Consider the following 19644-nt stretch of genomic DNA (forward strand, 5'->3'; position numbering starts at 1 on the left):
AGACGGGCCGTAGCCCACCTACTTCTTTATTGTTATTGAATTAATCCAGAGTGAAACTCAAACCAAGTCCTCTCAACTCGTGCAATAATACATTCAGAGATTCAGGAATACCCGGCTGTGGCATCGGATCACCCTTCACGATCGCCTCATAAGCCTTCGAACGTCCTACAACGTCATCAGACTTAATCGTAAGAATTTCCTGAAGAACATGAGCGGCACCGAAGGCTTCCAGTGCCCAAACCTCCATCTCTCCGAAACGCTGACCACCGAACTGTGCCTTACCACCTAACGGCTGTTGCGTAATCAAAGAGTACGGACCGATTGAACGGGCATGCATCTTATCGTCAACCATGTGGCCCAACTTCAAGAAGTAAGTCACACCCACCGTAGCAGGTTGGTCGAAACGCTCACCAGTACCACCATCATACAAGTAAGACTTACCGTAGCGAGGAATACCAGCTTTGTCTGTCCATTCGTTCAAATCATCCAAAGTCGCGCCATCGAAGATCGGAGTAGCGAACTTAACGTCCAGCTCACGTCCGGCCCAACCCAACACGGCCTCAAAAATCTGTCCCAAGTTCATACGAGAAGGCACACCCAGCGGGTTCAAGCAGATATCCACCGGAGTACCGTCTTCCAAGAACGGCATATCCTCCTGACGAACGATCTTTGATACGATACCCTTGTTACCGTGGCGACCGGCCATCTTATCACCTACCTGAATCTTACGTTTCTTGGCGATATAAACCTTAGCCATCTGTACGATACCTGTCGGCAGCTCATCACCGATCGTCAAGTCGAACTTCTTACGTCTCAACTCAGCGTCAAGCTCCTTGTACTTCTTCAAATAATTCAAGATAACCTGCTTGATCAACTCATTTTTCTGAGCGTCTGCCGTCCACTTGCTTACTTGGATGGAGTTATAATCCAATTCTTCCAGAGATTTGCGGGTAAACTTAGCACCCTTAGCGATAATCTCCGTATTCATATAGTCTTTAACACCTTGAGAAACCTTGCCGTTTGTAAGCACTAACAACTTATCAACTAACAAAGTCTTCAAGCTAGCCATCTTTTCTTCGTATTCCTCGTCCAACTTCGGCAAGATCGCCTTATCAGTCAATCTGGATTTACGTTTCTTGACAGCCTTCGAGAACAAAGCGGTCTCGATAACCACACCGCGCAAAGACGGAGTAGCCTTCAAGGAAGCATCCTTCACATCACCCGCCTTATCACCAAAGATAGCACGCAGCAATTTTTCCTCCGGAGATGGATCAGACTCACCTTTCGGAGTGATCTTACCGATCAAGATATCACCCGGCTCGATACGAGCACCAACACGAACAATACCTCTCTCATCCAAATCCTTGGTAGCCTCTTCGCTGACGTTAGGGATATCGGAAGTCAATTCCTCCATACCACGCTTTGTCTCACGTACCTCAAGGATATACTCGTCAACGTGAACAGACGTAAAGAAGTCCTCGCGAACCATACGCTCGTTCAACACGATAGCATCCTCATAGTTATAACCCTTCCAAGGCATGTAAGCCACCTTCACGTTACGTCCCAAAGCAAGCTCGCCTTTCTGGGTTGAGTAACCCTCGGTAAGGATATCGCCGGCTTTCACACGTTGTCCGCGATGACAGGTCGGTTTCAAATCGACTGTCGTACTTTGGTTGGTCTTACGCCATTTCGGGATATTATATGTCTTAACCGCATCCTCGAAGCTAACGAATTCCTCGTCCTCCGTGCGGTCATATTTAATCTTGATACAAGTAGCATCAACGAACACAACCTCGCCCTCACGCTCAGCCATAATCTGAGTACGAGAGTCACGAGCAACCTGCGCCTCGATACCGGTACCAACGATCGGAGCGTCCGTACGCAACAAAGGAACCGCCTGACGCATCATGTTAGATCCCATCAACGCACGGTTAGCGTCATCATGTTCCAAGAACGGGATCAATGAAGCTGCGATAGAAGCGATCTGCTGCGGAGCCACGTCCATCAAGTCAATCTCAGAAGGAGGGACAACAGGGAAGTCAGCCTCGAAACGAGCCTTCACCTTATCGCGGATAAACTTACCGTTATCATCCAATGGAGCGTTACCTTGAGCGATTGTCAACTCTTCCTCTTCCTCCGCCGTGTAGTATTGCAAGCCTTCCTCAGAGAAGTCGACCTTTCCATCTGCCACCTTACGGTACGGAGTCGAGATGAAACCTAGATCGTTGATCTTAGCGTATACACATAAAGAAGAGATCAAACCAATGTTCGGACCTTCCGGGGTCTCAATCGGACAAAGACGACCATAGTGCGTATAGTGAACGTCACGAACCTCGAATCCGGCACGCTCTCTAGACAAACCTCCCGGACCTAGGGCTGATAAACGACGCTTGTGCGTGATCTCCGCCAACGGGTTCGTCTGGTCCATGAACTGAGACAAGGCATTCGTTCCGAAGAAAGAGTTAACCACGGAAGAAATCGTCTTCGCGTTGATCAAATCAATCGGAGTAAACACCTCATTATCGCGAACGTTCATACGTTCACGAACTGTACGTGACATACGAGCCAAACCAATACCGAACTGGTTATACAATTGCTCGCCAACCGTACGTACACGACGGTTGCTTAAGTGGTCGATATCATCCACGATAGCCTTCGAGTTGATCAACTCGATCAGGTACTTGATGATCTCGATAATATCTTCTTTAGTCAAAACCTTAACATCAGCGCTTGTAGTAAGGCCTAACTTCTTGTTGATCCTGTAACGTCCCACCTCACCCAGATCATAACGTTTCTCTGAGAAGAACAGGTTCGTGATAACCTCGCGTGCGCTAGCCTCATCAGCCGGTTCCGCATTTCTCAACTGTCTGTAGATATACAACACAGCTTCCTTCTCGGAGTTACTCGGGTCTTTCTGGAGCGTATTATATATGATAGCATAGTCAGACAGATTCTGGTCCTCACGATGCAACAAGATATTTTGCGTGCCTGAATCCAAGATAGCCTCGATATTGTCGCTATCCAGTACAGACTCACGGTCGATGATAACATCGTTACGTTCAATAGAAACCACCTCACCGGTATCCTCATCTACGAAATCCTCCACCCAAGTCTTCAAAACACGAGCGGCCAGCTTACGTCCGATAAACTTCTTCAGGTTTGCTTTCGTTACCTTCACCTCTTCCGCAAGGTTGAAGATTTCAAGAATATCTCTATCGCTTTCAAAACCAATAGCTCTCAAAAGAGTAGTTACAGGCAATTTCTTTTTACGGTCGATGTAAGCGTACATCACATTGTTGATGTCCGTAGCGAACTCGATCCATGACCCCTTGAACGGGATAATACGTGCGGAGTACAACTTCGTTCCGTTTGCGTGCGTGCTTTGTCCGAAGAATACGCCCGGAGAACGGTGCAGCTGAGACACGACAACACGCTCGGCGCCGTTGATCACGAAAGTACCTCTGTCCGTCATATACGGGATCGGACCCAAGTATACATCTTGGATCACCGTATCGAAGTCCTCATGATCCGGGTCCGTACAGTACAGTTTTAACTTCGCTTTTAAAGGCACGCTATAGGTTAACCCGCGAGCGATACACTCATCGATACAGTAACGAGGCGGATCTATATAGTAATCTAAGAACTCCAACACAAAATTGTTACGGGTATCCGCAATCGGGAAATTCTCGGCAAATACCTTATACAATCCCTCCTTCTTTCTCTTTTCAGGAGGAGTGTCAAGTTGAAGAAAGTCTTGGAACGACTTCAATTGAACTTCGAGAAAGTCCGGATACGGGAACTGATTCTTTATCGAAGCAAAATTAACTCTTTGGTTTTCAGCTGTTGAAGACATCTAGTAAGGAATTTATTGAACTTATTGAAATTATAGACACAAAAAGGTTAAGAGTCTTCGTAGTCGGAGACTCTTAACCAAATCACCTGGAAACCAGGTTATAAATACTATTTAAGCTCAACTTCAGCTCCAGCCTCTTCCAACTGTTTCTTCAATGCCTCAGCATCAGCTTTAGCGATACCTTCCTTGATTGCACTAGGAGCGCTATCTACCATATCCTTAGCCTCTTTCAAGCCAAGACCTGTTAATTCTTTAACTAACTTAACGATAGCTAATTTATTAGCACCTGCTGCTTTCAATACAACATCGAAAGAAGTCTTCTCTTCTGCAGCGGCAGCAGCACCACCAGCAGCAGGACCAGCAACAGCAACAGCTGCAGCAGCAGGTTCGATACCGTACTCTTCTTTAAGGATAGTAGCTAATTCGCTAACTTCTTTAACGGTCAAGTTTACTAATTGTTCTGCAAAAGCTTTCAAATCTGCCATTTTTGTATGATTTAAATGATTATTTATCTGTGTAATGTTTTAATGAAAAATTATCTTTCTTCCAAAGTCTTCAACAGACCATGGATAGTTTGTCCTGATGACTGAAGAGCAGAGATAACGTTCTTCGCCGGAGATTCCAACAATGCGATAACATCGGCAATAAGTTCGTTTTTGCTCTTGATATTTACTAATGCCTCAAGATTCTCAGCACCTACATAGAAGCTTTCTTGTACGTAAGCAGCCTTCAAAGCCGGTTTAACGACTGCACCTTTTTTAGCGTCCTTAGTAAAATCCTTAATCAGGCGAGCGGGAGCATTAGCGACTTGTGAGAACATCACAGCCGTATTGCCTTTCAAAGCTACGTTAAGATCAGAGAAGTCACCCTCAATGTTCTCCAACGCTTTCTTAAGCAAGTTATTCTTTACAACGACTAACTTAACCTCACGCTTGAAACACTCTCTTCTCAATTTGCTGGTTTTCTCAGCGTCCAACGCCTCGATATCCGTCAAATAGAAATTAGGATATTCCTTTAATGTTTCAGTTAATTGACCTATAACAGTTCCTTTATCTTCCTTTCTCATTGTTCAATTGTTTTTTAGTTTTCTTCAACTGATTTGGGGTCAATTTTAATACCCGCACTCATAGTACTAGAAAGATAAATACTCTTTATATACGCACCTTTAGCCGCAGTAGGTTTCAACTTGATCAAAGTTGAAATAAACTCCTTAGCATTGTCACGAATCTGTTCCGGAGTGAAAGACACCTTACCAACAGATGTGTGAACGATACCGCTCTTATCTACCTTAAAGTCGATCTTACCTTGCTTAACCTCCTTCACCGCATTTCCGATCTCATTGGTAACCGTACCACTCTTTGGGTTAGGCATCAAACCACGAGGGCCTAATACGCGACCAAGAGCTCCGATCTTACCCATGATAGAAGGCATAGTGATGATAACATCAATGTCAGTCCAACCGCCTTTAATCTTATTAATATACTCATCCAATCCAACATAGTCAGCTCCAGCGGCAGTAGCTTCAGCTTCCTTGTCCGGAGTACATAATGCGAGAACCCTAACCTGCTTACCAGTTCCGTGAGGCAATGAAACCACGCCTCTCACCATTTGATTGGCCTTACGGGGGTCAACACCTAAACGGACATCAACATCTACGGATGCGTCAAACTTAGTTGTAGTAATTTCCTTCACTAAAGCTGAAGCTTCTTTCAATGTATATGCTTTCCCAGCTTCAATCTTGCCCAAAGCCAACTTTTGATTCTTTGTAAGTTTACTCATCTCAATTGAAGTTTATTAATTATTACCCGGGAATGTCCCTTTAACAGTGATACCCATACTTCTGGCTGTTCCCGCAACCATTCTCATGGCTGACTCGACAGTAAAGCAGTTTAGATCGACTAATTTGTCTTCAGCGATAGCTTTCACCTGCTCCCATGTGATCTCAGCGATCTTAGCACGGTTAGGTTGAGCGGAACCGCTCTTCTTCTTAGTAGCTTCCAACAACTGGATTGCCACAGGAGGAGTTTTAACGACAAAGTCGAAAGACTTATCGGCATAGTAAGTAATTACAACAGGTAATATCTTACCAGCCTTGTCTTGGGTCTTGGCATTAAATTGCTTGCAAAACTCCATAATGTTAATACCCTTAGAACCCAAAGCAGGTCCTACTGGGGGAGAAGGGTTTGCTGCTCCTCCTTTAATCTGCAATTTGATTTGTCCAGCAACTTCTTTAGCCATTGTTTCTAAAATTTTTTAGATATATAACATCAATAACAGAAAGGTAGCACTTTTCGTAACCAGAGTACTATTCTTTCTCAACTTGCATATAACCCAACTCAAGGGGAGTCTTGCGTCCGAAGACCTTAACCATCACCTTTAGTTTCTTTTTCTCGGCGTTGACCTCTTCGATTATACCCGTGAAACCGCTGAACGGTCCAAAAGTAATCTTCACACTCTCGCCAACATAGAACTGGATATCCAGATCCTCTTGTTGTTCCTGCAACTCGTCAACCGTACCTAAGATACGATTCACTTCCGCAGGACGTAATGGCACGGGGGTATCAGAACCACCCAAGAAACCAATCACATTCGGAATGTTCCGCAATCGATGAGCAACCTCACCGACCAAAGCAGCCTCGACCAGCACATAACCCGGCAAGTAAGCCCTTTCTTTCATGACCTTCTTACCGTTTCGTACCGTAAAGGTTTTCTCAGTCGGAATCAAGACTTGAGATACATATTCTCCCAGATCCGTATTCTTCAGCTCAGCCTCTAGATATTCCCGTACCTTGTTCTCCTTGCCACTGATGGCACGCAGAACATAAAATTTCTTTTGGATATCAGACATACCTTAACTGATTAGAAAATTTGGTTGTAGAAGAAACGCATAACAGCCTCGAAGGCCCCGTCAACAACAAAGATCAATGCGGCGATGATAAGGGAAGCAAACATAACAACAACCGCACTATTGGAAAGCTCTGCTCTCGTAGGCCAAGAAACTTTATAAACAAGTTCGTTATAAGATTCCTTAATATAAGTAATTATCTTTTTCATCGAATCTATAGATTTTAGCACGGAAGGAGAGGCTCGAACTCCCGACACCTGGTTTTGGAGACCAGTGCTCTACCAACTGAGCTACTTCCGTAGAAATAGCCAGCCCTTAAAAAGACTGGCTATAACATTATCTAATGCTTGAATTAGTTCTCTAATTCTGTGATCTGGCCTGCACCTACTGTACGTCCACCCTCGCGGATAGCGAAACGAAGACCTACGCTACATGCTACCGGATAGATCAACTCAACCTCGATCGTTACGTTATCACCCGGCATTACCATTTCTGTTCCTTCCGGCAAAGTGATCTCACCAGTTACATCCAATGTACGGATGTAGAACTGAGGACGATATTTGTTGTGGAACGGAGTGTGACGACCACCTTCCTCTTTCTTCAAGATATAAACCTCAGCCTTGAACTTAGAATGCTCTTTAACCTGACCCGGGTGGCAGATTACCATACCACGCTTGATCTCATTCTTATCGATACCGCGAAGCAACAAACCAACGTTGTCACCAGCCTCACCTTGATCCAATAACTTACGGAACATCTCAACACCTGTAACAACAGATTTCTTACCAGCAGCGCCAAGACCGATGATCTGAACTTCCTCACCAACCTTAACAATACCTGTCTCGATACGACCTGTAGCAACAGTACCACGACCCGTGATTGAGAATACGTCCTCAACCGGCATCAAGAACGGCTTGTCGATTTCACGCGGAGGCAGAGGAATCCAAGTATCACAAGCTTCCATCAACTCCATTACTTTATCTTCCCATTGAGGATCACCGTTCAATGCACCAAGAGCAGAACCACGGATGATCGGAGTGTTGTCACCGTCGAATTGATAGAATGAAAGCAACTCTCTCATCTCCATCTCAACCAATTCCAACATTTCCTCGTCGTCAACCATGTCACACTTGTTCATGAATACAACCAATCTCGGAACGTTTACCTGACGAGCCAAAAGGATGTGCTCGCGAGTTTGAGGCATAGGACCATCAGTAGCAGCAACTACGATGATAGCACCGTCCATCTGAGCAGCACCAGTTACCATGTTCTTTACGTAGTCGGCGTGACCCGGACAGTCTACGTGAGCATAGTGACGGTTTGCAGTCTGATACTCTACGTGAGAAGTGTTGATTGTGATACCTCTCTCTTTTTCTTCAGGAGCGTTGTCGATAGAATCGAATGAACGCAACTCTGAAAGACCTTTCTTTGCCAATACTGTTGTGATAGCAGCTGTCAAAGTTGTTTTACCGTGGTCAACGTGACCAATCGTACCAATGTTCACATGTGGTTTCGATCTGTCAAATTTCTCTTTTGCCATAACTTAATTGTTCTTTATTTGATTAATGATCATGTTCAATTTTCAATTGAGCCGGTGCCGAGACTTGAACTCGGGACCTCTTCCTTACCAAGGAAGTGCTCTACCGCTGAGCTACACAGGCAACTTATAAGAGCGGAAGACGGGGCTCAAACCCGCGACCCTCAGCTTGGAAGGCTAATGCTCTATCAACTGAGCTACTTCCGCAAGACCGAATGAACCAACCAATTCTCTCCTTTGTTTCATTCGTGTGGGCAGTGATGGATTCGAACCACCGAAGGCGAAAGCCAGCTGAGTTACAGTCAGCCCCATTTGGCCACTCTGGTAACTGCCCATTCCAATACATTCTTTTGAGCCTCTTGTCGGATTCGAACCAACGACCCCGAGATTACAAATCACGTGCTCTGGCCAACTGAGCTAAAGAGGCGATACTTCTAAAAGCAGCCGTTTCGTCACCACGGCGAAACGGCTGCAAATTTAGATATTATTTCTTACATACCAAATTTATCTACCGTTTTTTTTATTTGGCTCTGATTTTTTCTTTGAATTTAACCAGTTGCTTCTCCAAAGCCTCAACACAATCGTCTATCGCCCCTTCGAAAGTATCGTTTATTTTATCAGCGAAACATTCCCCGTTCTTCACGGACAACATTATACTGGCCTGCTTGTTCTTCACCGTCTCAGGCTTAACCACCTTCAATGTAACCTCTGCCAATATAATACCATCGAAGTATTGCTCCAATTTAGAAACTTTCTTCTGAATAAACGCCTCCAACTGTGCAGTTGCGTCGAAATGAATTGCTTGAATTCTAACGTCCATAATAACCTCCTTCTTTTTTTGCTCTTGGATGAGCATGATACACTTTTTTTAATTCCTCAAAGGTTGTATGCGTGTAAACACTGGTAGACGCTAAACTGCTATGACCTAATAAATCTTTCACAGCGTTCAGCTCGGCTCCGTTGTTTAACATACTCGTTGCAAATGAATGTCGTAACACGTGTGGACTTCGTTTCGCCAGCATGGGTATCTCCGACAATTGCTTTTTTACTATATTATAAACAATCCCCGTCGACAACTGGTTCCCGTTCTTTCGAACGAAAAACCATTCACCGGCTGCCTCAACCTCACGATCACGAACTTCCGTGTATGCAAGCATTAAGTTTTTTAAACCCTCCGCAAAAGGAATCAACCGCTGCTTGTTCCGCTTTCCGGTTACCTTGACCTGCATCGCCTCATAATCCACATCCACGTTTCGTATGCCGATTAACTCTGAGCGGCGCATCCCGGTATCGTATAGCATCTCAATGACCAACCGATTCCTCACACCTTCAAAATCCTCATCAAATCCGTCCCCGTCCAACAACGCCTCCAACTCGCTATCCTTAATAAAATAAGGTAAGGGTTTCTTCGTTTTCGGACCGTTCACCAATCTCAACGGATTCGCGGAGACAATGCCCCGTTTCATGAGAAACTTAAAAAAAGATTTCAAAGAACTTAATTTCCGGTTTACCGATACGGGAGAAAGCTTCTCGTCCATCAAACTGACGATCCAGCTTCTCACGAAATCCGAGTCGATTTCCCCGGGGTCGAATACACCTTCTCGATGCTCTCTTACATACCTCTGGAATTGGTCCAAATCTTTCGAATAGGCACCAATCGTATAATTGGAATAGTTCCGCTCATACCGGAGATAGTTTAGAAAGTCATCGATCAGCATATTCTCGTTGCATCAACATTCATGCAACGAAAATAGGAATAAGAATTCAATAAAACAAGCCCGGAAGCTATAATTATTCTTCTACTTGTTGCAAATGCTGTACGTAGATAGCACGCATAGTCTGCTTTCTCTTCGTAACAGACGGTTTCTCGAAAGCCTGACGGCCTCTCAATTCCTTGACTACACCTGTTTTCTCGAACTTTCTCTTGAATTTCTTAAGCGCCTTCTCGATGTTTTCGCCTTCTTTTAATGGAACTACGATCATAATTTAAATTGTTATATTGTTTAATTATTTATATCCTCAAATTGAGCGGCAAAATTACTGATTGTTTCGGGATTAGCAAAACTTTCAGCGATTATTTTTATAAAAGATGCCTTTCTCCGTAATTATAGCCGTGATTAGCTCGTGGGGAGTAATGTCGAAGGCGGGGTTGTAGACTTTTACGTCTTTCGGGGCCATACGCCTTGAATACCACATCTCGGTGACCTCATCGGGGTTACGTTCCTCTATTACAATGGAATCGCCGTCCGGGCACGAGCTATCGATGGTGGATGTCGGGCCTAATACATAGAAGGGGATCTTGTAATGCCGGGCCAAGATAGCCACTCCGGACGTGCCGATCTTATTCGCCACGTCGCCATTGGCGGCTACACGGTCGCAACCTACGATCACGGCTTGCACCCAGCCTTTCCGCATGACGATAGAGGCCATATTATCGCAAATCAGCGTCACGTCCACGCCGGCCCTGCTTAGCTCATAGGCCGTGAGCCGGGCGCCTTGCAACAAAGGACGGGTCTCGTCAGCGAAGACCTTGAAACCATAGCCTCTCTCCTGCCCCAGATAAATCGGCGCCAAGGCGGTGCCATACTCCGAGACCGCCAGATGTCCGGCGTTGCAATGCGTAAGGATTCCCATCCCGGGACGGAGTAGCTCCAGACAGTTCTCGCCGATCTGCCGGCAAGCGGCGGCGTCTTCCTCCCGGATCGCGATCGCTTCCTTATATAATAGCTCTTTCCATTCCGGGACAGACAAGGTTGGATGAGCGACCAATACCCGCTCCATCCGGTTCAGCGCCGCCACCAGATTCACCGCTGTCGGACGGGAACCGGCCAGATACTCCTTGATCTTCCGAAACTCATTCACGAAAACGGATTTCTCCGCCGTATCGATCCGACGGGCGCAGACATAGATACCATAAGCGGCCGCTACCCCGATAGCAGGTGCTCCACGTACCTTTAATTTATAGATAGCGTCCCATATCTCCTCGGCAGTGGTAAGGGTCAGATACGCTTCCTTACCCGGCAGCAGAGTTTGGTCCAAAATGATCACACCGTCCGCTTGCTCGTTGAAACGCACGGTCTTTAAATCAGATAGAGTTTGTATCATTCGATATGAATATATTAATAGTTCACGGGACCCAGCGTAGCTTCTATCGCCACCCCTGCGGCGGTAACCGCTATCGCTCCTACGACAAGGCCTGCCGTAGCTCCATGAGTCTCTTTCACGTAAAAGAAATCGCCGGATTGCTGCTGTCCCTCATCGAAATACTGGGGAGCCACGTCGCCGACCTTGATCAATTTCGCCAGATAGAAGTTCCGCTCAAAAGAGGAATGCTTCAAGGGCTTCCCATTGGTCCCTCCGGCGAACAACGTCAGGTAGCTACGGAATCTCAGCGGAGAATCTTCCTCCGTAAAATCCTTCACTCGGATATTTACGGTGGTGTTTGCTTTCGTTGTCATTTGCTCCTTTACATACTCTTCCTTCGGGATCTCGTTAAACGGGAAGTTGGCTAATTGCAAAGGCGTATTGACTAATTTGGAATGCGGCGGGATAAACTCAACGCCCTTCGGCAAACTCACATCACCGGAGAAGGAACCTTCCGAGTAGCTCCACCCGCTGCTGCTCCTATCGCTCCAATGAAAGGAGCTACCGGATGCCACGCTAGAGCTCTCGCCTCTCACCGAGGCCACTTTCGGATCGTAGGTGGTAGCCACGTCATCGATAATCAGCGCCGACCGCCCCCAATCCACATACAAGGGTTCATCCAATTTATTATAAATGGTAATAGTAACCGGGGCGTTCTCTCCCCAGAAACGATAAGAGATACGTACCGTATCGTTTTCCTGCACAAAATCACCTCTCTCATTCTTCTCCCCGACGGGGTCATTCGAGTTCAACATCGAATAATAATAAGAAGAACATGCGCTCAAACCGAGAAGCAGAGCCGCAAAGACAAAAAGATAAAGCAGATTCCTCATGGCACTTCTTATTTGTTTCTACAAAGTTAGCAAATTATTCCTTGATATCTATTGGGTGCCTTATCTTTAACTTGATTTAAAGGGATCGGTTCACAAGGTTGTGGACCACAAGGCTGTGAGCCCATACACGTTTATCATAACCTTTAGCTCTTTTATCCGGAATCCTTACCCTTTTCTCTTTTATATATTGTACCTTTGAAGCTGAAGTATTCATCATCTACCATCCGTTGGACAATCATCCAACAGATGGTAGATGATCGTCCAACAGTTGGTGCATGATCATGCAACAGCTGTTGAAAGATGAATTCTTCTTGAAGAAACCGCTAAGCTCGCCTATAGAAACGAGTAAGCGATCTAGAAGAATCGGACAAAAGATCTATAACCATTTAAACACAGCACAGATGTCAGCAAATTACAAGTTAGTCAGAAATCCCAACCCGAATCCAGAGGAATCCGGGAAGTCATTACCCCTACATCCTCGTTTGGTCTCTTGCGGGACGATACATACGGGTGAGTTCATCAATAGAGCGAAGTCCCGGTCTTCTTTCTCTCCCGCGGATATGAAAGGGATCTTGCAGCTTTTCCAAGACATGATGGTGGACTTCCTCATGTACGGTTATAACGTGGAGCTAGAGGGGATCGGTACTTTCAGCGTCTCACTGAAAAGCCGGCCCGTCATGGAAAAGAATGAGATCCGGGCGGAATCCATCCATTTCAAGGACGTGAAGTTCAGATCGTCCAAGGAACTAAGAGACCGACTGAAGACCATGCCGGTGTTTCGTGACGAGTACACGGTTAGCGATCCCGCGTATCCCTCCGCCAAGGAATGCGAGCAAGAGGTATTCCGTTATCTGGAGACGAACCCTTTTATCCACCAGAAGAAGTATATGTCGCTCTGCGGATGCTCCAGAAGTAAGGCTTCCCTCGACTTGCGGCGGCTGGTAGAGGAAGGGAAACTGCGGTGGGAAAAGCTAGGCACTTCCCATCTATATTATAAGGTAGAAGAGCCGGTTTCCGGCGAGACAAATCCAAAATAATTCATTAACTTTGCGAGTATTAATGTTGACTAAAATAAAATGCGATGAAAACAAACATTCCTGAACGTATCGCCGCCCTACGGGAGGCTATGAGACAACAGAAGGTTGACGCTTATATCATACCCAGTTCCGACCCGCACCTAAGCGAGTATCCGGCCGATCGCTGGAAATCGAGAGAATGGATATCCGGCTTCACCGGCTCGGCGGGAACGATCGTGGTCACCGCGGACAAGGCGGGCTTATGGACCGATTCCCGGTATTTCCTGCAAGCGGCCAGCCAACTGGAAGGTTCTGGTATCGAACTCTATAAGTTGGCGCTTCCGGAGACACCGTCTATCACGGAATTCCTCTTGCATGAGTTACACGCCGGACAGGCCGTAGGGCTGGACGGGCAAACCTATAGCGCCGCCGAAGCGAGTGCCTTGGCAAATAAACTAAACCGTAAAGAAATCAAGCTGGATACCTCGGCCGACCTGATCGAGGGTATCTGGAAGGACCGTCCCGCCGTTCCCGGAAACCCGATATTCGAGATGCCGGAAGCATTAAGCGGAGCCTCCGTGCACGAGAAACTAGACCTAATCAATAACCAGTTGCGGAGCGAGGGCGCCGACTGCTTGATCCTCGCCGCCTTGGACGAGATCGCATGGACATTCAATATCCGGGGTACGGACGTGACCTATAACCCGGTCGTAGTCAGCTACGCCTTCGTATCGGAGGATGAGAGCGTGCTATTCATCAAGCCGGAGAAGCTGACCGCCGAGATCACCGAGCATTTGAAGAAAGAAGGGGTTACGCTGGCCGAATACTCCATGATCCAGAGGTATCTATCCCGCCTACCGGAAAACAGCCGGGTATTCGTGGATATGAACAAGACGAACGTCTCCTTATACGACGCGATCCCGGGAAGCTGTACGATCGTGGAAGGGATCTCCCCCGCCAACCACTTGAAGAGCATCAAGAACGAGACCGAGATCAAGGGCTTCCAAAACGCCGTGGTAAAAGATGGTGTCGCCTTGACAAAATTCTATATCTGGCTGGAGAAACAAATGGCGGAAGGAGCCCAAGTTACAGAGATCAGCGCCGCCGAGAAGCTGACCGCCTTACGTGCGGAACAACCGCAATACATCATGGATAGCTTCGGCACGATCTGCGGCTACGCCGAGCATGGAGCGATCGTTCATTACTCCGCTACGCCGGAGACGGACGCGACCTTGAAACCGGAAGGATTGCTTTTGATCGATTCCGGCGCACAATATCTGGACGGTACGACGGATATCACCCGCACGATCGCCCTTGGAGAGCCGACGGAGCAGATGAAAAAGGATTTCACCCGTGTGTTGAAAGGTACGATCAGCTTGGCGAAAAGCAAGTTTCCCGCCGGAACACGAGGTTCCCAGATCGATATCCTTGCCCGTAAAGCGCTATGGGATTCCGGAATCAATTACTTGCACGGAACCGGTCACGGTATCGGCCATTGCCTAAACGTACACGAAGGCCCCCAAAGCATCCGCATGGAGGAGAACCCGGTGACCTTGAAGCCCGGAATGGTGATCAGCGACGAGCCGGCCATGTATCGTACCGGCGAATACGGTATCCGTACGGAGAACATGATCTTGGTACGTGAGGACAGCGAGACGGAATTCGGGAAATTCCTAGGATTCGATACGCTGACGCTTTGTTTCATCGACACGAGCTTGATTATCATCCCCATGCTCTCTGTCCGCGAGCACGCTTGGCTGAACAAGTACCACCAAATGGTCTACGACAAGATCAGCCCGTTCTTGAACGAGGAGGAGAAAGCTTGGCTGAAAGAGAAAACAACAGAAATTTAAACAACTAAAAATGGCATTAATTAAATCCGTTCGTGGCTTTACCCCGAAGATCGGTAAAGACACTTTTTTAGCAGACAACGCCACGATTATAGGTGACGTAGAGATCGGTGAAGGTTGCAGTATCTGGTTTGGCACCGTGCTTCGCGGCGACGTGAACTCGATTCGCATCGGCAACGGCGTAAACGTACAGGATGGTTCCGTCCTTCACACCTTATATGAGAAATCGACGATCGAGATCGGCGATGATGTATCCATCGGCCATAACGTAACGATCCACGGGGCGAAGATTTGCAATGGCGCCTTGATCGGAATGGGCTCCGTGGTATTGGATCACGCCGTAGTAGGCGAGGGAGCGATCATCGCCGCAGGTTCCGTAGTATTAAGCAAGACGATCGTCGAGCCGGGCAGTATCTACGCCGGAGTTCCCGCTAAGTTCGTCAAGAAGGTTGATCCCGAGCAAGCGAAGGAGATCAACCAAAAGATAGCCAAGAACTATCATATGTATTCTTCTTGGTATAAAGAATAATAGCATGTATTTGATTATTTGAATTATAAACCATATATTTGTATCTATGAAAAAAGGGACAATAATATGGAGTTAGTAATCTTTCTTGGAGTTGTCGGGATTATTTGCCTAATAGGCTTAATTTACACGTATACCCCTTCAGGCAAAAAGTGGTTACATGAAAAATAATTCAAATAAAGGAATTCAAAACAATAAACACTATTTGTCTCGAAGCGTGAGATGGATAGTGTTTATTTTTATAGTAGGAATCGGAGGGTATCTAGCGTTACCCTCCAATTATTATTTGCGCAGAGCGCTTACTCATTTATTACCCAAGATCGATCAATATCCGATTTTCGAGAACCGGGTCGTACAGGCAGGTTCGCCCCGCCCTTGGGAACTATCGGAAGCTTACAATACGAAAAGTATTCCAGAGCGTTATCTTCCCCGGTTTGAGGAACTGGGTACGGTTGCCTATGTAATCATCCAAGACAATCGACTGCTATTCGAGCAATATTGGGAAGATTATTCCCCGGAATCGCATAGCAATTCCTTCTCGATGGCGAAAAGCATCGTCTCGTTAGCGATCGGCTGTGCTATCGACGATGGATTTATCCGCAATGTCGATCAACCGGTAAGCGACTTTTTCCCGGAATTCAAGGGATACGACGGAAAAGCCCTAACGCTTCGCCATTTGCTGACCATGAGCGCCGGCGTGGATTTCGACGAGGCTTACAGCTCTCCTTTCTCTCCTACCACCCAGTTGTATTATGGCGATGACCTACAGGAAATCGCCTTCGGGATGAAAGAGATCGACGAGCCCGGCGTAAACTTTATCTACCAAAGCGGCGTGACACAACTGCTGGGCTTTATCGTGGAGAAGGCTACCGGGGAGAAACTCAGCGATTATGTATCCCGCAAACTATGGACTCCGATGCACGCCGAGGAAAGCGCCCTTTGGAGCCTCGACCGGAAGGACGGCATGGAAAAAGCCTATTGCTGTTTCAACAGTAACGCCCGTGATTTCGCCCGCTTCGGACAATTATTACTCAACAACGGTCAATGGGATGGCCAGCAATTGATCTCTCCCGCTTATCTGGCGGAAGCGACAAGCCCCGATACCCGTCTTGTCTATAAGGATCTCGGCAAACCCAACCATTGTTACGGATTCCAATACTGGATTCTCGATTACAAAGGGATGAAGATCCCTTATATGAGAGGAATCTTGGGGCAATACGTCTTCACGCTCCCGGAAAAGAACGCCGTGATCGTAAGACTCGGGCACAAACGCAGCGATACTTATACCGCCGACCAACATTATCCGGACGATATAAATACATGGTTGGACGCGGCGATGGACTTACTTCAATAAGAATCTATTTATCAAACGATCTAAAAATAAACGCACATGAGAAAAACGATTTTAACGACAGCGCCATTGGCGGCACTCTTATTGCTTTCTTGCGCACAGAAACCCAGTACGCAAAAACCGGACATCACGTATATGCCGCAACCACCGTTCAATCCGCCGACGTATGTTTGCTACAAGGCCCCCGCTCCTATCAAGATCGACGGAAAGCTTTCTCCCGGGGAATGGGACGCAATACCTTGGACCAGCGACTTCGTGGATATCGAAGGCGACAAACGCCCGGCCCCTCACTTCCAGACCCGGGCCAAGATGACTTACGATGATAACGGAATGTACTTCGCCGTCCTTATGGAGGAGCCGCACGTATGGGCGACCATCACGGAACACGACGCCGTGATCTTCCATGACAACGACTTCGAGATCTTCCTGAATCCTACGAACGACACCCATAATTATCTAGAGTACGAGGTGAACGCCTTGGGTACGGAATGGGACTTGTTCTTAACCCGCCCCTACCGGGATAATCCGCAAGTATTGAATAACTGGGAGTTCGCCGGAATGAAATCCGCTGTTTATGTGGACGGTACGCTGAATAACCCGAAAGACACGGATAAATCATGGAGCGTAGAGGTGTTCATTCCTTGGACTTCCGTATTCCAAATGGACAGAGGAAAAGAAAAGCCGGAAATCGGCGAGCAGATCCGTGTGAACTTCTCCCGTGTGGAATGGACAACGGACGTGAAAGACGGTAAATACGTGAAAGTCCCTATCCAAGGAGAGGATAAGATTCGCGAGTACAACTGGGTATGGGCTCCTACCGGGGTAATCAATATCCATATGCCCGAATACTGGGGTTATGTTCAAATATCGGATAAGATTGCGGGAGAAGGTGAGACTCCTTTCGTAAAACATCCTTCGGAGGAGACGAAATGGATCTTGCGTAATTTATATTACCGTCAGAATGAGTTCGCCGCGACCTTCGGGCATTATGCCGATAACATCAACGACTTGAAGGCAAACGAGCTATGCCCGCAAGAGATCGCCAATCAACTGGAAATACATACGACACCTTCTATGTACGAGATATCGCTACCCACATCGGACGGTACGGTATGGAATATCCGGCAAGACGGTCTGGTATGGCCTAAAAAGAAATAACATAATTTATTAATCAACTTACATATCATGAAACAAAACAATTTATGGATAGCGGCCTTGGCTTTAGGCATCACGCTATCGGCTCACGGACAACAAAGCGGTGGAGGCATCTCACCCACGATGTTGCAGCAAATCAAACAGTCTTATCAAGGAACGCCGGCCGATAAGGCGATCCGTAACGCGATCACCAATAACGACATCAACAAGCTTGCCGTTAATGGGGAGAGCAAGAACAATTTGGATACTTACTTCTCCAATAAGGTAGAGAGCAAAGGGATCTCCAACCAACGTTCCTCGGGCCGTTGCTGGCTTTTCACGGGATTGAACGTATTCCGTGCGCAGGCGATCCATAAATACGACATGGGTGAATTCCAATTCTCCCAGAATTATTCTTTCTTCTGGGATCAATTGGAGAAAGCGAACCTTTTCTTACAGGGCATCATCGATACTCGTCTGAAACCGATGGACGACAAGATGGTGGAATGGCTGTTCAAGAACCCGATCGGAGACGGAGGGCAGTTCACGGGTGTCTCCGATATCTTGACCAAGTATGGCGTGGTTCCCGCCGAGGTCATGGTAGAGACCAACAGTAGCAACAGTACCGGACGCATGAGCAACCTGATCGGATTAAAGCTGAAAGAATACGGCTTGCAACTTCGCGACCTGTCTACGACCAAAGGCACGACCGTAGCGGATCTGGAGAAAAAGAAAACAGAGATGCTAGGTACGATTTACCGTATGCTCGTATTGAACTTGGGAGAGCCGCCTACGAAATTCACGTGGACTCGCAAAGACGCTAAAGGGAATCCGGTAGAGACGAAGGAATATACGCCTCAGTCCTTCTTCCAAGAATATATCGGGGACGATTTGAAAAACAACTATGTCATGTTGATGAACGATCCGAGCCGCGATTATTATAAGCTGTATGAGATCGATTACGACCGCCACGCTTACGATGGCAAGAACTGGACTTACGTAAACCTGCCGATCGAGGATATCAAACAAATGGCTATCGCTTCCATCAAGGACAGCACCATGATGTATTTCTCTTGCGACGTAGGCAAGTTCTTCGATCGTGACAGAGGTATTCTGGATGTAAACTTCTACGATTACGGTTCACTGATGGGTACGACTTTCGGCATGGATAAGAAACAACGTATCCAAACATTCGCCAGCGGTTCCTCACACGCCATGACCTTGATGGCAGTTGACCTCGACGCGAATGGAAAGCCGAAGAAATGGATGGTTGAGAATAGTTGGGGCCCCGGAGCGAACGCCGGCCACCTCATCATGACAGACCAATGGTTTAATGAGTATATGTTCCGTCTGGTAGTCAACAAGAAGTACATCACGGATCAAGTAAAAGAGATCTTGAAACAAACACCGACTCGCCTTCCCGCTTGGGACCCGATGTTCGCTGAAGAGGATTAAAATAAAACACGGATGAGATAGACAACGCGAATCGTTCAATTACCAATCCGTACATCTATCTCATCCGTATTCCATTGCTATATCAAAAGAGTCTGGGCAT

The 19644-nt window shown here is 46.9% G+C and carries 19 protein-coding genes and 5 tRNA genes; 6 read left to right on the forward strand and 18 right to left on the reverse strand.

Annotated elements, in window-relative coordinates; all coding sequences use genetic code 11:
- Window positions 1–40: 40 nt before the first annotated feature.
- The 18 genes from rpoB to ACESPU_RS10300 form a co-directional block, all read right to left on the reverse strand.
- Entirely contained in the window at window positions 41–3853 is a 3813-nt protein-coding gene (gene rpoB, locus ACESPU_RS10215; RefSeq protein WP_005854221.1) for a DNA-directed RNA polymerase subunit beta, read from the reverse strand.
- Between the two features lie 107 nt (window positions 3854–3960).
- Window positions 3961–4338 (reverse strand): 50S ribosomal protein L7/L12, encoded by a 378-nt coding sequence (rplL, locus tag ACESPU_RS10220; protein ID WP_005854220.1) that lies wholly within the window; start codon window positions 4336–4338, stop codon window positions 3961–3963.
- A 50-nt stretch (window positions 4339–4388) separates the two neighbouring features.
- Window positions 4389–4919, reverse strand: a complete 531-nt coding sequence (rplJ, locus tag ACESPU_RS10225) for a 50S ribosomal protein L10 (protein ID WP_057328200.1) — start codon at window positions 4917–4919, stop codon at window positions 4389–4391.
- Between the two features lie 14 nt (window positions 4920–4933).
- Window positions 4934–5632 (reverse strand): 50S ribosomal protein L1, encoded by a 699-nt coding sequence (rplA, locus tag ACESPU_RS10230; protein ID WP_005854218.1) that lies wholly within the window; start codon window positions 5630–5632, stop codon window positions 4934–4936.
- A gap of 15 nt (window positions 5633–5647) precedes the next feature.
- Window positions 5648–6091, reverse strand: a complete 444-nt coding sequence (rplK, locus tag ACESPU_RS10235; protein ID WP_005867244.1) for a 50S ribosomal protein L11 — start codon at window positions 6089–6091, stop codon at window positions 5648–5650.
- 67 nt (window positions 6092–6158) lie between these two features.
- A complete protein-coding gene (gene nusG, locus ACESPU_RS10240) occupies window positions 6159–6701 on the reverse strand; it encodes a transcription termination/antitermination protein NusG (protein WP_005854213.1) in 543 nt (180 codons plus the stop codon).
- An 11-nt stretch (window positions 6702–6712) separates the two neighbouring features.
- Window positions 6713–6907, reverse strand: a complete 195-nt coding sequence (gene secE, locus ACESPU_RS10245) for a preprotein translocase subunit SecE (protein ID WP_005854211.1) — start codon at window positions 6905–6907, stop codon at window positions 6713–6715.
- Between the two features lie 18 nt (window positions 6908–6925).
- Window positions 6926–6998, reverse strand: a tRNA-Trp gene (locus tag ACESPU_RS10250).
- 52 nt (window positions 6999–7050) lie between these two features.
- Entirely contained in the window at window positions 7051–8238 is a 1188-nt protein-coding gene (gene tuf / locus ACESPU_RS10255; RefSeq protein ID WP_048927526.1) for an elongation factor Tu, read from the reverse strand.
- A gap of 49 nt (window positions 8239–8287) precedes the next feature.
- A tRNA-Thr gene (locus ACESPU_RS10260) sits at window positions 8288–8359 on the reverse strand.
- A gap of 10 nt (window positions 8360–8369) precedes the next feature.
- Window positions 8370–8442: transfer RNA gene (locus tag ACESPU_RS10265), tRNA-Gly, on the reverse strand.
- Window positions 8443–8486: 44 nt separating this feature from the next.
- Window positions 8487–8569 (reverse strand) — tRNA-Tyr (locus tag ACESPU_RS10270).
- Between the two features lie 19 nt (window positions 8570–8588).
- Window positions 8589–8662: transfer RNA gene (locus ACESPU_RS10275), tRNA-Thr, on the reverse strand.
- A 93-nt stretch (window positions 8663–8755) separates the two neighbouring features.
- Complete coding sequence (gene hpf, locus ACESPU_RS10280) at window positions 8756–9055, reverse strand: ribosome hibernation-promoting factor, HPF/YfiA family (protein WP_008778704.1); 300 nt, start codon at window positions 9053–9055, stop codon at window positions 8756–8758.
- On the reverse strand, window positions 9045–9953 hold the full coding sequence (locus tag ACESPU_RS10285; protein WP_121961750.1) for a tyrosine-type recombinase/integrase: 909 nt from the start codon (window positions 9951–9953) through the stop codon (window positions 9045–9047). The genes hpf and ACESPU_RS10285 overlap by 11 nt, the downstream gene beginning before the upstream one ends.
- Before the next feature lie 73 nt (window positions 9954–10026).
- The gene (gene rpsU / locus ACESPU_RS10290; RefSeq protein WP_005854174.1) at window positions 10027–10218 is read right to left on the reverse strand and encodes a 30S ribosomal protein S21; all 192 of its coding nucleotides are present in this window, start codon (window positions 10216–10218) and stop codon (window positions 10027–10029) included.
- 84 nt (window positions 10219–10302) lie between these two features.
- Window positions 10303–11340, reverse strand: coding sequence for an S-methyl-5-thioribose-1-phosphate isomerase (gene mtnA, locus ACESPU_RS10295; RefSeq protein WP_122114761.1), 1038 nt, complete (start codon window positions 11338–11340; stop codon window positions 10303–10305).
- A gap of 14 nt (window positions 11341–11354) precedes the next feature.
- The gene (locus ACESPU_RS10300) at window positions 11355–12212 is read right to left on the reverse strand and encodes a hypothetical protein (RefSeq protein ID WP_008773678.1); all 858 of its coding nucleotides are present in this window, start codon (window positions 12210–12212) and stop codon (window positions 11355–11357) included.
- Window positions 12213–12613: 401 nt separating this feature from the next.
- On the opposite strand from ACESPU_RS10300, the gene ACESPU_RS10305 reads away from it, so the two are divergent.
- From ACESPU_RS10305 to ACESPU_RS10330, 6 genes are all read left to right on the forward strand, one after another.
- Window positions 12614–13249, forward strand: coding sequence for an HU family DNA-binding protein (locus ACESPU_RS10305; protein WP_048927694.1), 636 nt, complete (start codon window positions 12614–12616; stop codon window positions 13247–13249).
- 44 nt (window positions 13250–13293) lie between these two features.
- Complete coding sequence (locus ACESPU_RS10310) at window positions 13294–15081, forward strand: aminopeptidase P family protein (protein WP_122144593.1); 1788 nt, start codon at window positions 13294–13296, stop codon at window positions 15079–15081.
- Window positions 15082–15091: 10 nt separating this feature from the next.
- A complete protein-coding gene (locus ACESPU_RS10315) occupies window positions 15092–15607 on the forward strand; it encodes a gamma carbonic anhydrase family protein (protein WP_005854163.1) in 516 nt (171 codons plus the stop codon).
- Window positions 15608–15764: 157 nt separating this feature from the next.
- Window positions 15765–16958, forward strand: a complete 1194-nt coding sequence (locus tag ACESPU_RS10320) for a serine hydrolase (protein WP_087342498.1) — start codon at window positions 15765–15767, stop codon at window positions 16956–16958.
- Window positions 16959–16994: 36 nt separating this feature from the next.
- Complete coding sequence (locus ACESPU_RS10325; RefSeq protein WP_008773681.1) at window positions 16995–18113, forward strand: carbohydrate-binding family 9-like protein; 1119 nt, start codon at window positions 16995–16997, stop codon at window positions 18111–18113.
- Window positions 18114–18140: 27 nt separating this feature from the next.
- Entirely contained in the window at window positions 18141–19544 is a 1404-nt protein-coding gene (locus ACESPU_RS10330) for a C1 family peptidase (RefSeq protein ID WP_048927520.1), read from the forward strand.
- Window positions 19545–19644 lie beyond the last annotated feature (100 nt).

Source organism: Parabacteroides sp. 20_3, from assembly GCF_964238835.1.
Taxonomy (GTDB): domain Bacteria; phylum Bacteroidota; class Bacteroidia; order Bacteroidales; family Tannerellaceae; genus Parabacteroides; species Parabacteroides distasonis.